A 14116-nucleotide genomic window follows, 5' to 3' on the forward strand; every position below is an offset into this window, starting at 1 on the left:
CTGATGTTTTCATTACAGGTGTTTTCACCGCAGCACTTCCAGTTTAAGAAAAAGAACATCACCGAAGAGTGCAAACACCAATCATAAGCTGAAACATTACACGTAGCGATACTGTTACAGTTTGGTTAACAAGCGGTTGCCGTGAATCATTACATTTGAATAAAACCTTTAACTATGAGCCAGATCAACAAAGAAGACATCAGCCAGGAAGTGTTTGACCTGTATGATGACTATGCACACAACCGCCTTAACCGGCGTGTGTTTTTAGAAAAGCTATCTCTTTATGCAGTTGGTGGGTTAACTGTACCCGCGCTAATGAGTTTCCTGATGCCAGATTACAAAGGGAACGTGCAAATTAAGCCGGACGATCCCCGCTTAAAATCAGAATACATCAATTATTCCTCGCCAAAAGGTGGCGGAACTATCAAAGGATTGCTATCAAAACCTATAAATGCTAACAAAAAACTTGGGGGCATCATTGTGGTTCATGAAAACCGGGGTTTAAACCCTTACATTGAAGATGTGGCCAGAAGAGCCGCCCTGGCAGGATTTATTTCGCTTGCTCCTGATGCCTTAACGCCCCTTGGCGGTTACCCCGGTAATGACGACGAGGGACGTACCCTGCAAAGTAAAAGAGACAAAGGCGAAATGGAGGAAGATTTTATAGCTGCATACAATTATCTTAAAAATCATAAAGACTGTAACGGTAAGGTAGGTGTTGTAGGATTTTGCTTTGGCGGCGGCATAGCCAATATGATGGCCGTTCGCATACCGGGACTGGCGGCAGCGGTACCTTTTTACGGTAGTCAGCCTGCTGTAGCAGACGTGCCTAAAATTAAAGCTCCCCTGATGCTGCACTATGCATCGCTGGATACCAGGATTACGGCGGGCTGGCCTCCCTACGAAGCTGCTTTAAAGGAGAACGGCAAAAGCTACCAGGCTTTTATTTACGAAAACGTAAACCATGGGTTCCATAACGATACAACACCCCGTTATGACAAAGCCGCTGCAGAACTTGCCTGGAAACGCACTATTGATTTTTTCAGCGAGCATTTAAAATAGTATTAATCAAAATAACAGAGGCTGACATGATCAGCCTCTGTTATTTTGAGCTTTATGCCATATTTATTCTCCGATACAAACTTCCTGACTGAAAACAGTCAAGCTTTGTATTACATGGAATTTAATTTCGGCAATGTAAATTGTAGCTTTTACTGTTACAAATTAGGGTTGGCATCCTGTTCAGATTGAGGTATCGGGAATAATAAGTGACTATCATCCACGGTGACACCAACAACGGCCATAGCAGCTTTCAGGCGTCCCAAACGTAAAAGGTCCCAGCGGCGTTGTCCTTCTCCGCAAAGTTCGCGTGCCCGTTCGGCCAGTAAAGCGTCTATAAACGCATCCGGAGTAGGTGTGTTGGTAATGTTCAACTGATCTGTCGGCAATGATAAACCTGCCCTTGCCCTCACTATATTTATTCCGTTAAATTTGTTAAGATCCGCAGGGTTAATATTATTCATGGCTTCGGATTGCAGCAGGTAAACCTCAGCCAAACGTAATACAAACCAATCGCTTCTTGAATTATTATCCTGCTTCCACTGGCTATCCCTGAATTTATAAATAAAGGGAGTTACGGTTTGGGTTACACCCTTGTTATCAACAGCCTGGTTAGATATGCTATAGGTTTTACGCACATCCCGGTTACCGTCGGGAAAGCCATTATTGAAAAAGTTATTCTGAGCAAAAAATGAACCGTACCCACCTAATACAGCGGGATAAAACATACGTAATATAATATTGCCAACGTTGGGCGCTGTGCCAAAGCGTACGGCAAAAACTATCTCTTTGTTATATTTATTATCCGAGCTGAATATACTGGCATAATTGCTAAGCAAGCTATATGAGCCGCCGTCATCAATTACTTTATTACATTCTGTTAGCGCGTCCTGGCTATCGGTAGCCTTTGCTGCAGCTGATTTGGCGCGTGTTAACAATACCTTTGCCAGCAGCGCAGAAGCTGCGCCCGAAGATACCCTTCCCTTATTGCCGGCCACGATATTTTTCTCGGCATAACAATTGGCTTCCGCATATTGAAGATCAGATACAATTTGATCATAAAGAGCTGCAACTGAAGCCTTTTTGGGATACAGATCGGGGGAGGAAGCCGTAACAGGTTCGGTAATAAGCGGTACCGGTCCAAAAGCGTTAAGCAGGTTAAAATAGCCTAAAGCACGCAAAAAGCGGGCATTACCCACAATATTTGCCCTTTCAACAGGGTCCATCGAAATCGGTGGAACGTATTTAATAACGTCATTGGCATTCTTGATCATTTTGTAATCATTGATATACCAATTGGCAATTTCGCCGTTTACAGCGGCAAAAGTATGGTTGGTTAGCGAGTTCCTGTCGGTTGAAGAGCCGGGTGCAGCATACATCAAATCCGAAGCATTGTCAGAAACGGTGTAAACCGTACGCTGATAAAAGGTTTGAGGTTGCATAGTACTAAAAACTCCGTTTAAAGCCGCAACCGCATCGCCCTGGTTTTTATAAAAATTTGTTGGCGTTAAAAAGCTATATGGCTGTTCGGTAAGAAATTTCTTACACGAGGTAAGGCTGAACGTAACTATCGCCACAGCCATTAAAATTCTTATCTTCATATAAATGATATTAAGTATGTTTTTGTTTAAAATCCTAATTTTACCCCCAATAAAAAGGTCCTTGGCGGTGGATATGAATTAACATCGGCCCCAAGATTTAAGTTCTGACTGCCGGGATTCAGGTTCTGTGTACCTGCATTTAGGTTTTGGGCGCCATAGCTGTTTATTTCGGGGTTATAACCGGTGTATTTTGTGAAAGTATGCACGTTTTGTACCGTAAAATATACCGTTGAGGTTTTAAACACCCGTGATTTGGGCGAAACCGGCACATTGYACCCCAGCGATATGGTTTGTATCCTTAAATAACTTCCATCTTCCAGGTAATTATCTACCACACCGGCGTTGCGGATGGATGTGCTGAGAACTCTCGGAACAGTATTGGTGCTTCCGGGGCCGTTCCAGGCATTGGCCTCATAAGTGTAAACGTTTGCTGTAGTTCCGCCGCTGTGAGCGTACTTGGTAAGGTTGAGCACTTTATTACCTTGTACCCCCTGGGCAAAGATGGAAAGATCAAAGTTTTTGTAAGACAGGGTATTGTTTATGCTAAAAATAAACTTTGGAGCTGCCTGCCCGATAATTTCCCGGTCGCTGCCGTTAATTATCTTATTGCCGTCAACATCGCGAATGATGGCGTCGCCGGGTACTACGCCGGGTATACCTGCTGCGGCAATTTGYGCCGGGGTTTGGTATATGCCATCAAAATGATAGCCATAGAAAGACCCTATGGGCTGGCCAACCCGTAAAATGGAAGGTGCAAGGCCATTGGTTACAATGTATGGGCCGGTACTGCCTACCAGTATGTTGTTGGTGCCGTTCATATCCAATACCTTGTTGCGGTTTGCGGCATAGGTAATGGTGGTAGACCAGTTGAAACCTGCCGATTCAATATTTCTTGTAGTTAAAGAAAACTCGATGCCGTGGTTTTCAACCTTGCCCGCATTAAGCAGAATGCTTGAAAAGCCCGACGATTGAGGTATCGAAAAATTGAGCAGCAGATCGCTGGTGGTTTTATGATAATAATCGGCAGTGAGGCTGATGCGGTTATTAAAGAATCCCATATCGGCGCCCACGTCAAATGAAGCTGTCGACTCCCAGCTTAATTTAGAATTGGCAATATTATTTGGCGATACGCCAACCACACGTGTTGCAGACGTGCCTAAAGAGTAGCTGTTAATTGCATATTGAGATAGTGATTGGTACGAGCCTATTTCCTGGTTACCGGTAACCCCATAGCTGGCCCTGATCTTCAGGTCCGAGATCTGTTTTATGTTTTTAATAAATTTTTCTTCCGATGCCCTCCACGCAAATGCGCCGGACGGGAAATACCCCCATTTCCTGGTTGCACCAAAACGGGAAGACCCATCAGAACGCATGGTGAAAGTAAACAGGTACTTTTCCATCAGCCGGTAATTAACCCGGCCGAAATATGAGGCGATGGTATTCCTGTACTTGTTGGATTGGGGCGTTAAAACATTGGCTCCTAAAGCCAGGTTATCGGTACCCAAATTATCTGTAAAAAAGCCCTGTGCACTGCTGCTGAATGCCTTGGTTTTAAACTCCTGTAACGAAACACCGGCTACGGCATCAATTGCATGTATTTTGTTAAATTGCTTATTGAAGGATAACGTATTTTCATTTAACCAGCTGTAGCTTGTATTATTGGATGAATAAGCCGTTCCGTTGGTTTGCTGCCCTATGTAAATAGTGGTAGGCAGGTACGAATTTTCATTGGCAGTGTTATAATCAACCCCAAAGCTGCTTTTAAATTTAAAGCCGGGAATAAATTCATACTCGCCAAAGGTATTAATGAGTCCGCGCGAATTAGCAATACGGTCTGTTGCCAGTTCAAGAGCGGCAACCGGGTTTCCATAAGTGCCAACATACGCAGCCGGCGCATTTGCAAATGTATATGTTCCGCTTGCATCGCGCACGGGTACAATAGGGCTCATGCTCAGGGCGCCGCCGGCAGCGCCATATCCTACCCCTGTTATACTTGGATCCACCGCCTGTAAATTGTATGATATTTGCGAAGAAAAGCCCATCTTAATCTTCTTACCTATATTCCTGTCCAGGTTTAAACGGATCAGTTCGCGCCTGAAGCCGGTGGCTTTCATAATACCCTCCTGGTCAAAATGGTTTAAGCTGAGGTAGTATCGCGCTTCGTTGGTTCCGCCGTTAAAGCTAAGCTGGTAATTTTGTATAGGCGCAGTGCGGTACAGCGCATCCTGCCAGTCGGTGCCCTTGCCAAAGCCGGCAATCTGGTCATCAGTATAAGGTAAAGCTTTGGCGGTGGCTGGGTTAGCCGCGTTGTATTCGCTATAATATTGATTCAGGTATTTGCCAAACTGCGTGGCATCCATGAGGGGAACTTTGTGGGCTATTTGCTGTACACCTGCGTACGATTCAAAATTTATAGCGTGCTGCCCGGCTTTTCCCTTTTTTGTGGTAATAAGTATAACCCCGTTGGCGCCGCGGCTACCATAAATTGCCGTTGCCGAAGCATCTTTTAAAACCTCGATAGATTGTATATCATTAGGGTTGATAGAGCTCAGGTTTCCAACACCTGCAAAGCCATCAACAACATATAAAGGCTCGTTGCCAGAGTTTATTGAATTGGTACCCCGGATGCGGATAGACGTAGCGCTGCCTGGTTGCCCGTCTGACTGGGTAAGCTGTAAGCCGCTAACACGTCCCTGTAACATCTGATCGGCGCCCAGTACCGGTGTTTTATCCAGATCTTTCCCGCTTATTGAAGCAACCGATCCTGTAAGGTCGCTTTTACGCTGGGTTCCATATCCAACCACAATTACTTCGCTCAGTTTCTGGCTGGCTTCGTCCACCTTTAAAACTACATTGATTTGCGTTTTTGTGCCAACTTCTACCGTTTGCGACAGATACCCGATATACGAAAACACCAGTGAGGCTCCCTCGGGCACCGATACATTGTATTCGCCATTTCCATTGGTTACCGTGCCGCCATTTGTACCAAGCACTTTTACATTTACCCCCGGCAAAGGGAGGCCTTTATCGTCAAGTACCCGGCCCTTTACATCTATGTTTTTAATAACCGAACCCTTAAGGGCTATAATCACCAACCCGTTATCGGTTGTCTGGTAATCAAGGCCTGTATTTTCAAGTATCCGGTGTAATACATCAAGCAAGGGCGCATTGTTAACATCAAGTGTAATTTGCTTGTCTTGCGGCAGCAATTGTTCGCTATACAAAAAACGGGTTTTCCCCTTTTGCTCAAGCGTATAAATGGCCTTTTGCAGAGACGCATCTTTGAGGTTAAGACTAACCTTAACATTTTGCGAATAACTGTTTGCCGATACATTCAAACAAAACAGAAAGGTGAGAACAAAAGTCCAGTTAAGCATCAATAAAAATTTTCGGTAATGGGGCACAGAAAATACTTTACCATGAAGTATTTCTTTTTTCATAATTTTACGGTGTTAGTAATTAAACAATCGGTTAGTTATCAGCAACATCCTGTTGCTGATTTAATGGATCGATAATACAGCGGGGAATATTCGAGCATTTCCCGCTTTTTTATTGCAATCCTCTTCTCTCTTTTAGTTAATGGTCACTACGTCATTGGCGGTTATCTTAAATTTAAATGGCCTTATAATTTGCATTTCTGTTAATGCCTGGGTTAGTGTTTCGTTTTCCAATATGCCGGTAAACCTATAGTCGGCGGCGGTTTTATTATTGATTTTAAAAGTTACGTTATACCATTTCTCCAACCTGGGTATCAGCTCTTCAAATGATTCATCTTTAAAAACCAGTTTGTTTTGCAGCCACGCGGTTTCTTCAATATAATCCTTGTTTGATATTTCAACCGGTTCAATGTTTTCTATAACCAGCTGGTTATGAATGGGAGGGGCTGCGCTTTTATCAATATGCTCATTTAACACGCTTTCGTTTAACGCGAGTTTTTCTTTGGCACGAAGCAATATCTTCCGTTGCGGATCGCTGTTAAGCGATAGTTCTATCAATCCCCTGATGAGTGTTGTCTCGGTAACAGGATCGCCAGGATAGGCTTTGATATTAAAAGCAGTACCTAAAACTTTGACGGCTATTTTTTGAGTATGTATTATAAAAGGATGCTTTTTATCTTTAGCTACGTCAAAAAAGGCCTCGCCGTACAGCCTTACCTCCCTGCGGTCTTTATACAGCATGGCATCATCATATTGAAGCCTGCTATTGGTATTTAGCCAAACACTCGTACCATCCGGAAGCACTATCTTTTTGCGCATGCGCTTACCGCATACAATTTCGGTATCGGATGTGGATGAAATATTGTTGCTTTCTTTATTATGAGATAAGAGGTAAAAAGCGAAACTGCTTATCGTTATCAACGAGGCAGCCATCAGCCAGCGCGTAATAAGCCTCCTTTTTAAAGTGGCCGGACTTTTCTGTTTATGATCAGCAAACTCATGCCCGTATTTTTGCTCGTGCAGGGCAAAGGTTTCATCTATATCAATTTCTGCCGGAAGTTCATTTTTAAAAGTAATCTGGTTTAATACCTCTTCGTAATATAAGGCCTCGGGGAATAATGCCAGCAGTTCATCCAGTTCCCGGAGTTCCTGGCCGGTAGCCTCACCAGCCAGTTTCCTGGTTAATAACTGTATGATCCTTTTCTGTTCCATCAATAACGAAATGTTTGGTTATTAAGCCGAAGGACAACGAAAACAGAAAATCTCCCTAAAAGAAATTAATATTTTTTTACCGGACTAAGATTAAACTCTTTTTTAATAGAGACAGACAAGCGCCTGGTTGCAATAACAAGCTGAGCATCAACTGTTTTAACGGATATATCAAGAATTTCAGAAACTTCTTTGTAACTCAGGCCATCTTCTTTTACCAGCCTGAAAATTATTTTACACTTAGTGGGTAATTCGTCGATGGCATTATTGAGACTTCTCCTCAATTCATCATTAATCAGTATCCACTCCGGGGTAGTATTATCAATTCGTAAATTAACAGAAATATCATCCAAAGAAATTATCCTGCCGCCGGAGTTCTTCTTTAACACATTTAAGCAAAGATTTTTTGCAATAACAAAAGCATATACTTTAATATTATTGACGGACGTAATAGCATCCCGCTTTCGCCACAAAGTGATCATTACATCAGATGCTACTTCTTCGGCCAGCTCGGGCGATTTTAACAGGCTGTAGGAAAAGCGTTTTATTGATGGGAAAAGCAATCCAAATAACTTTTTGTAAGCAATATAACTGTCGTGTACAGCTATTTCTTTTACAATATCCGTTAATTCAGATAAATTGTGCGACATTTCTGATTGCTTAAAATTAATATAGGTTTATTGCGATACAAGATCAGTACCTGCAGATACAAACTAAAATAAAATAATTGTATTAAACTAATGGCATTTACAAACAAGCTCTACCCTAACTGTGGAAAGCTAATGTGCTATATAGATGTAAATCAATATATAGGTTGCAAAAAAAGCTTCTGATTACACTAACTGGTCGGTTAATGGAACAGGGAGATTCAAAAAAGCACCTTAATTTTTTTTTCTTTTAAGAAAATATTATGGTAAATACACTGAATGATTAGCCAATTTCGCTTAATCAAATATTTGGAGTTGGCTGGTGTTTTCATTGCAGTACTTCCGGTTGACTTGGGTATATGCAGACTGTCGGTAATATTTGAATTATCGATCCAAGCGAAAGATAGTTACAAAGACTGGAGCCAAACGAAGACCGTCATTACGAGCTAAAATCCTGGGACTCTGAAGTGGGAATGACGTATATCGCATGGCAGCGAGTCGACTCACCCCGACGAGGCTACGCCCGTCTGCCCTCCGCTTCGCGCATAGAGGGGCAAAAAGATAAAAAAATGAACTTCACCCTCTATGCGGCGTAAGCCGGAGAGAGGGTCGGCCAGCATAGCGTAGCCGGGGTGAGTCGTGGCCAGCGTTTAAGTGAATGTTTGTGTAAAACCAAACACGCCATGGGTAGGACCGAAGCAATGACGCGTGGTTGCTGGCCTTAATTGCCAGACGAGCACAATCAGCTAAGCGGATAGGGCTTGGTTGTAATTTTCTTCCAAATAGAAAATCCACCATAAATGAACATCAATCCAATAAAAAGGTACACCCAAATTGAAATATTGCGACCAGCGATCACCAGGTAAAGATAGGGCATGCTAAAACTAAGTGAAGCGAAGAGTAAGGGAATAAGAATGGCCTTTTTTGCTTTTAAATTCTTTAGTACCCAGCCAAGAAATGTAAAAAATCCTACTTTGCTGACCAGGTATAAACTGCCGAGAACTAAAGGATCAACCTCGTGCTTTTCTCCCAAACCTATCACCCAGGCTTTAAATACCGCAATATACTCCATCATATATTGCAAGATAGGTATAACAATCTTACTTCTACCAAAACAATGCGACAAAGTGCTGCCAGGAAGAATACAGAGGCTATCACCAAGGGGCTTTTCGGCTTGTTGTTGTCTCCACAGGTATTCGGAAGTTTATAAAGAAACTGGCCCCGTGCGATTCCCTCCCAACGGGAGGTGCAGGGAGGGGTTTTTACACCAAGCTTTTACGTTTGATTAGCAGCGGTCCCGTCGTTCGCAAAACCCCTTCCTCCTCCTTCCCCAAGGAAGGAATCGCACATGCCCCGCCTTTTTATAAACTTCCGAATACCTATGTTGACCACACCAAACAGTGGCGGCAGGGCAACGCCTACAAGGCGAAAACTATTTTTTTCAAAGGATAAAGTTGTTGACATAAGGTTGTCATCACTCACGGATAATATTGCAATGTTAATTGACAGTAAGATTATTAGCGGCAACCTTAAAAATGAACACGATGGAATATAAAGACGGAGTAATTGCTTTTTTGGGCAAAACAAGAAAAGACTGGAGAAAATGGCTGGAGAAAAATCATCAATCAGAAAAGTCTGTCTGGCTCATTATTTACAACAAATCGAGCGGGACTCCCAGCATATATCACAACGAAGCGGTGGAAGAAGCGCTGTGTTTTGGATGGATCGACAGCGTTAAATACAACAGGGACGGTGAAAGCAACTACCAGTTTTTTACGCCGCGAAAGCCTAAAAGCAATTGGAGCAAGGTAAACAGAGAACGGGTAGAAAAGATGACAGCCCAGGGCTTAATGACCGAAAACGGTCAAAAATTAATTGATTTAGCAAAAGAAACAGGAACCTGGTTGGCATTACTGGATGTTCAAAATTTAGTAATTCCCGGTGATTTACAAATACTGTTTGATAAAAATGAAAAGGCCTTTAAAAACTTTACAAACTTCTCCCCATCTTCTAAACGGATAATTCTCGAATGGCTTTTAAATGCTAAAACACCGGTAACCAGAACTAAGAGACTTGAAGAAACTGTAAAGCTGGCAGAAGATAACATAAAAGCCAATCATAACTGGAAAAGTAAAAAGGAAGCCACTAACGACGTGTGTTGAGCAAAAATGGCTTGCCTTTGTTGGAGTTGTCTCCATAGGTGTTCGGAAGATTATTACTTATCCCCATAAGTGGATAATTTAGCTTACCAAACAAGTTATCCATCAGGTTATTTTGTGGCATGGAAGTCAGCCAGCTACTTTCTTTGATACCAGAAAACGTGCTTAATGAGTTGGCCGTGTCGACTAATGTTGACAAATACGCCAAGAAACTTCAGGGCGAGTTGATTTTCAAGCTGCTATTGCATTGTATCTTGTCTTATAAGGACAATAGCTTAAGAACAATGGAATCTGCTTATGAATCTATGGCCTTCCAGCTATTAAATGCCCAAAGGAAAAGCGATAGCATTCGCTTTAGTTCTATTAGTGAAAGGCTTTCCAATATTGAACCTACTTATTTTGAAAAGCTTTACAACATCTGTATTGAGAGGTACGCCAGTTTGTTATCAAATACTAAACCCGCTTTAGTTAGGTTTGATTCGACAATTGTAGCTTTGTCGGGCAAACTGTTAAAAGTCGGTTATAATATTAAAGGGGCAGACTCTGAATATCTCAGGCAGTTAAAGTTTACGATTGGGTTTTCTAATTTACCAGTAGCAGTACACTTTTTTACTGAACAGATCTATACAAGTGAAAATATAGCTTTAAAGGAAGCTATTGTAGCTTTTAAGCCTACAGAAGCGGGTATGATCAGAGTGTTTGATAAGGGAATTACATCAAGGAAGACATATGATGATTTTACAAAAAATAATATTCCTTTTATTTCCAGGATTAGTTTAAAGAGTAAGAAACAGTCTGTAACTGAAAATATCTTACAAGAACCAGTGCAGACAGCCACATTAAATATTATCAGTGATAGCTCAGTTTATTTATTTAAGGCGGGGCCAGTACGAGCAGAATACCCTGTACGATGTATCGAGGCTATAAAAAGAGAAACAGGAGAAGAAATAATCTTTGTTACTAATGTTAATGAGCTAAACGCGGCAGATATTACCATGTTATATAAACATAGATGGGAAATCGAAGTATTCTTTAAATTTCTTAAACAGGAATTAAATTTCAGTCATCTTATAAATAGAAGCGAAAATGGTATTAAAGTAATGCTATACTGTTACAATGATTGCAGCAACATTATTACTCACCTATAAAGAACTTAATGGCCTGAAAGGATATAAAATCATGAAACAAAAGTTTGTTAATGATTTGGAAAAATCACTGATGAAAGATTTTGTTTTTATGTGTGGTGGTGACCCCAATAAGGTAGATACGTTCTTAAAAAGTCCTCCGGAATAATCTTCCGAACACCTATGGAGTTATCTTCAACAAAACCTTTGGAGGATAATGTTCAATCAACCATTGATGTTTCTGCTATCAACTGGCATCGGCTGGTTGGAGACAACGCCAACAAGGGCGGAGGCAACCAATCCGCTGCCTACACTTTCTGTTTTTTTGGTTTAATATGGGCGAAATCAATTGTTTTGGTAAAGTACTCATGTCCGAGAATCAATAATATGGAACTGCCGATATTCACTTTCTGCATTACCGGCAACAAATCCCAGTTATTTGTGGCATGCAGATATACGGCATAATAAAAAATAAGCAGGCAAACAATATTGTAGAATTTAAAAAAATGAAGCCTTGTTTTCATAATAAATACCGTAATCACAATTATGCATGTCCAGAACAAAAAGCTGGAGATTGTAAGCATCAAATCATGCAAAGGAGTAATTACCAAAAACGTAAAAGGCATCGTTAGTATACCCACATACTTAAGGATGTTTGCTCCATTTCTATCCGGTAATTTTTTTGACATATTGACAAAGAAGATAGCACAACTTATTGTGTAGAAGAACATCCCGAAATAAGCCCAAATTCTGGAAGCGTTATGAGAACCATTTACCGCTGTTGTTTTAAACAGATTACTTATATAATTTCTTGTCCAATCGAAACCAATAGAGTTCTGATTTTCATACGTACCTCCCGGATAAACGGCGATTGCAATAGCGAGTAAAATCAACGAAATAGTTAGACCAATTAGAACGGAATGTCTTTTTATCATGTATGAAGTGTATAAGTTTGTAAGCTTCAAACAAAAGATACCACATTTGGTAAATTGTTACAGATCCACAAGCAGTATAATGGATTTTTTTCCTCCGCCCTCGTTGGAGTTGTCTTGAGACAACTCGCCTTTGTTGGAGTTTCTGGGATATCCCTTTCATCTTCAATTACCAAAACAAGTTCCCATCATATCTATTTTTTGAAAAGGCAATGAATTTTCTATAGCCTAAGCGAATACAGCTCAATTAGTTAAACATAAACCTGTTTGGTCCGTTATTAAATTTATGAAAAATATAAAGATCATTTCAGGCAATACTGAACAGCAAGTGTGGACCGGTGTAGAGGCCACCCTGCAAGAAGATACACTTGATTATAACGTGTTAATAAAACAGGGAAAAATACAGATCGAACTATATATTGGCATCGACCTTGGCGGAGGCTTTGAAAGCGGCTCGGCGTTAACCCAGTTGAGTGCGGTTCTGTCGCATAAAAACACCTTCAAATTTGCCATACATGATAAAAGTTTTATTGACCAGGTTGGCAAGTTTTTTGGCATGGAGGATGTGGAGATTGGCTATCCCAGCCTCGATAAACATCTCATTATTAAAACTGATGATAAGACAAAGGTTCGGCATGCTTTTGCGGATGCAGATATACGAAAAGTTTTTTCTACGCTGGAAAGTTTTGATTGCGGAATCCACGTCCATACCAATGAGAATGACAAACAACATGCTTATCTGGAACTAAACATTGATGAAGGTATTATTAAGCCTGCCGAATTACGAAAAATATATCATGCCTTTTATAAGTTGCTGATGAATATTGAACATCACTTAAAAGCCTGAGCTGGCCCATATTTTAAAAGAAGAAACGCGGGCCGATGAAAAATGAAGCGGGAAGCAAACGCCCCCCTTGGCGCAAGTATTGTGAGACTGCCTGCGGGTGGATGACTTGTGACTTATTTTACAAAACATGTTGTAAAGCACATGTCAGCCATCGCTCAAAAGCCTACATACAAGACCTGCGCTAAATTGGGCTTAGGCTATAGCTAAAACACCACGGACATGGTGCAACATCAACCACAGGCTAAATTAAAGCCTACCCCTGGTTTACACCTTTTACATATTCGTTAAGCTTTTCTATATTTTGCTTTAATCCTTCGTCGGCTTTAAACGTTTTCACTACTTGTATAAATTGTTCGTGTGTTTCAAAAAGCATATGCCAGCTAAGGTGTGTTTGCCTGCCCTTTGCTTCAAATTCAATAGTGGCAACAAACTTAGGGCTGCTCACATGTTCATATACTATTTTTTTGAGCGGGATGATCTCTTTAAAAATGCTTTTGTTTTTATAGTCGGTTCCGTCGGGGCCATGCATCACCAGGTCCCATTCGCCTCCGGGTTCAACATCCATTTTACTAATGGTGTTGGTGAAACCATTGGGTCCCCACCATTGGGCAATATGTTGGGGCTGGGTCCATACCTCCCATACCAGTTCAACCGGGGCGTCCAATGTTCGGGTTAAGCGTAATTCGCGGTCGGTGGTGTTACTTTTTGTGTTTTCCATCTCTTTCGTTTTTTAATTGTACTACATATTTTTCAAGGTTATCTAATTTACTTTCCCAATGCTGCCGGTACTGATCTACCCAGGTTGATACCTCACTGAGCTGATCGAGCCTGGCTTCGCAAAAACGGTCGCGGCCATGCTGCTTCACATTTATAAGGCCGCAATCGGCCAGGATCTGGATATGCAGCGAGATAGCCTGGCGTGTAACGGCAAAGTTTGCGGCTATGGTGTTCACGTTATGCGGTTGTGTAGCAATCATGTTAATTATGGCTCTGCGGGTAGGGTCGGCTATGGCCTGGTAAACGTCTCGTCTGGTTTTCATGATTTGCAAGTACTTACTTGCAAATATAAGCGCAAGTATTTACTTGCGCAAATTGTTTTTT

At 41.5% G+C, this 14116-nt stretch carries 14 protein-coding genes; 5 read left to right on the plus strand and 9 right to left on the minus strand.

Annotated features, from left to right (window positions below; genetic code table 11):
- The first annotated feature begins 174 nt into the window (after positions 1–174).
- Entirely contained in the window at positions 175–1062 is an 888-nt protein-coding gene (locus tag AC1DPZ_RS04530) for a dienelactone hydrolase family protein (RefSeq protein ID WP_477401548.1), read from the plus strand.
- 155 nt (positions 1063–1217) lie between these two features.
- Here the strand turns inward: AC1DPZ_RS04530 and AC1DPZ_RS04535 are convergent, their stop codons facing one another.
- The 5 genes from AC1DPZ_RS04535 to AC1DPZ_RS04555 all read right to left on the minus strand — a co-directional run bounded on the left by AC1DPZ_RS04535 (position 1218) and on the right by AC1DPZ_RS04555 (position 9028).
- Positions 1218–2660, minus strand: coding sequence for a RagB/SusD family nutrient uptake outer membrane protein (locus tag AC1DPZ_RS04535; RefSeq protein ID WP_477401549.1), 1443 nt, complete (start codon positions 2658–2660; stop codon positions 1218–1220).
- Between the two features lie 26 nt (positions 2661–2686).
- A complete protein-coding gene (locus AC1DPZ_RS04540; RefSeq protein WP_477401550.1) occupies positions 2687–6100 on the minus strand; it encodes a TonB-dependent receptor in 3414 nt (1137 codons plus the stop codon).
- Positions 6101–6232: 132 nt separating this feature from the next.
- Positions 6233–7309, minus strand: a complete 1077-nt coding sequence (locus tag AC1DPZ_RS04545; protein WP_477401551.1) for a FecR family protein — start codon at positions 7307–7309, stop codon at positions 6233–6235.
- A gap of 65 nt (positions 7310–7374) precedes the next feature.
- Entirely contained in the window at positions 7375–7956 is a 582-nt protein-coding gene (locus AC1DPZ_RS04550) for an RNA polymerase sigma factor (RefSeq protein WP_477401553.1), read from the minus strand.
- A 739-nt stretch (positions 7957–8695) separates the two neighbouring features.
- Positions 8696–9028, minus strand: a complete 333-nt coding sequence (locus tag AC1DPZ_RS04555; RefSeq protein WP_477401554.1) for a hypothetical protein — start codon at positions 9026–9028, stop codon at positions 8696–8698.
- Positions 9029–9497: 469 nt separating this feature from the next.
- Here AC1DPZ_RS04555 and AC1DPZ_RS04560 point away from each other — a divergent pair, with 469 nt between their 5' ends.
- Positions 9498–10115 carry a YdeI/OmpD-associated family protein gene (locus AC1DPZ_RS04560; protein WP_477401555.1) on the plus strand — a complete coding sequence of 206 codons (618 nt, stop codon included), beginning with the start codon at positions 9498–9500 and terminating at the stop codon, positions 10113–10115.
- On the opposite strand, the gene AC1DPZ_RS04565 is transcribed toward AC1DPZ_RS04560, so the two are convergent.
- Positions 10099–10236 (minus strand): hypothetical protein, encoded by a 138-nt coding sequence (locus tag AC1DPZ_RS04565; RefSeq protein WP_477401556.1) that lies wholly within the window; start codon positions 10234–10236, stop codon positions 10099–10101. The two genes, AC1DPZ_RS04560 and AC1DPZ_RS04565, sit on opposite strands and share 17 nt — an antisense overlap.
- Between AC1DPZ_RS04565 and AC1DPZ_RS04570 the strand changes: the two genes are divergently transcribed.
- Together AC1DPZ_RS04570 and AC1DPZ_RS04575 are read left to right on the plus strand one after the other, a co-directional pair.
- Positions 10235–11260 carry an IS4 family transposase gene (locus tag AC1DPZ_RS04570; protein ID WP_477401557.1) on the plus strand — a complete coding sequence of 342 codons (1026 nt, stop codon included), beginning with the start codon at positions 10235–10237 and terminating at the stop codon, positions 11258–11260. The genes AC1DPZ_RS04565 and AC1DPZ_RS04570 overlap by 2 nt on opposite strands.
- Positions 11229–11405, plus strand: coding sequence for a hypothetical protein (locus AC1DPZ_RS04575; protein WP_477401558.1), 177 nt, complete (start codon positions 11229–11231; stop codon positions 11403–11405). The genes AC1DPZ_RS04570 and AC1DPZ_RS04575 overlap by 32 nt, the downstream gene beginning before the upstream one ends.
- Positions 11406–11544: 139 nt before the next feature.
- Here AC1DPZ_RS04575 and AC1DPZ_RS04580 read toward each other — a convergent pair whose 3' ends face one another.
- Positions 11545–12171 carry a hypothetical protein gene (locus AC1DPZ_RS04580; RefSeq protein WP_477401559.1) on the minus strand — a complete coding sequence of 209 codons (627 nt, stop codon included), beginning with the start codon at positions 12169–12171 and terminating at the stop codon, positions 11545–11547.
- Between the two features lie 283 nt (positions 12172–12454).
- Between AC1DPZ_RS04580 and AC1DPZ_RS04585 the strand changes: the two genes are divergently transcribed.
- Positions 12455–13015 carry a hypothetical protein gene (locus AC1DPZ_RS04585; RefSeq protein WP_477401560.1) on the plus strand — a complete coding sequence of 187 codons (561 nt, stop codon included), beginning with the start codon at positions 12455–12457 and terminating at the stop codon, positions 13013–13015.
- Positions 13016–13268: 253 nt separating this feature from the next.
- On the opposite strand, the gene AC1DPZ_RS04590 is transcribed toward AC1DPZ_RS04585, so the two are convergent.
- Together AC1DPZ_RS04590 and AC1DPZ_RS04595 are read right to left on the minus strand one after the other, a co-directional pair.
- Positions 13269–13733 carry an SRPBCC family protein gene (locus AC1DPZ_RS04590; RefSeq protein ID WP_477401561.1) on the minus strand — a complete coding sequence of 155 codons (465 nt, stop codon included), beginning with the start codon at positions 13731–13733 and terminating at the stop codon, positions 13269–13271.
- A complete protein-coding gene (locus tag AC1DPZ_RS04595; RefSeq protein WP_477401562.1) occupies positions 13714–14055 on the minus strand; it encodes an ArsR/SmtB family transcription factor in 342 nt (113 codons plus the stop codon). The genes AC1DPZ_RS04590 and AC1DPZ_RS04595 overlap by 20 nt, the downstream gene beginning before the upstream one ends.
- Positions 14056–14116 lie beyond the last annotated feature (61 nt).

It is taken from the genome of Mucilaginibacter sp. P4_G9 (genome assembly GCF_056400985.1).

Bases quoted from the DNA above. Each gene is read 5' to 3' on its own strand.
- AC1DPZ_RS04535 (WP_477401549.1), bottom strand. From the start codon at position 2,660: ATGAAGATAAGAATTTTAATGGCTGTGGCGATAGTTACGTTCAGCCTT.
- AC1DPZ_RS04590 (WP_477401561.1), bottom strand. From the start codon at position 13,733: ATGGAAAACACAAAAAGTAACACCACCGACCGCGAATTACGCTTAACC.
- AC1DPZ_RS04530 (WP_477401548.1), top strand. From the start codon at position 175: ATGAGCCAGATCAACAAAGAAGACATCAGCCAGGAAGTGTTTGACCTG.
- AC1DPZ_RS04555 (WP_477401554.1), bottom strand. From the start codon at position 9,028: ATGATGGAGTATATTGCGGTATTTAAAGCCTGGGTGATAGGTTTGGGA.
- AC1DPZ_RS04580 (WP_477401559.1), bottom strand. From the start codon at position 12,171: ATGATAAAAAGACATTCCGTTCTAATTGGTCTAACTATTTCGTTGATT.
- AC1DPZ_RS04585 (WP_477401560.1), top strand. From the start codon at position 12,455: ATGAAAAATATAAAGATCATTTCAGGCAATACTGAACAGCAAGTGTGG.
- AC1DPZ_RS04550 (WP_477401553.1), bottom strand. From the start codon at position 7,956: ATGTCGCACAATTTATCTGAATTAACGGATATTGTAAAAGAAATAGCT.
- AC1DPZ_RS04560 (WP_477401555.1), top strand. From the start codon at position 9,498: ATGGAATATAAAGACGGAGTAATTGCTTTTTTGGGCAAAACAAGAAAA.
- AC1DPZ_RS04595 (WP_477401562.1), bottom strand. From the start codon at position 14,055: ATGAAAACCAGACGAGACGTTTACCAGGCCATAGCCGACCCTACCCGC.
- AC1DPZ_RS04575 (WP_477401558.1), top strand. From the start codon at position 11,229: ATGATTGCAGCAACATTATTACTCACCTATAAAGAACTTAATGGCCTG.
- AC1DPZ_RS04545 (WP_477401551.1), bottom strand. From the start codon at position 7,309: ATGGAACAGAAAAGGATCATACAGTTATTAACCAGGAAACTGGCTGGT.
- AC1DPZ_RS04565 (WP_477401556.1), bottom strand. From the start codon at position 10,236: ATGCCACAAAATAACCTGATGGATAACTTGTTTGGTAAGCTAAATTAT.
- AC1DPZ_RS04570 (WP_477401557.1), top strand. From the start codon at position 10,235: ATGGAAGTCAGCCAGCTACTTTCTTTGATACCAGAAAACGTGCTTAAT.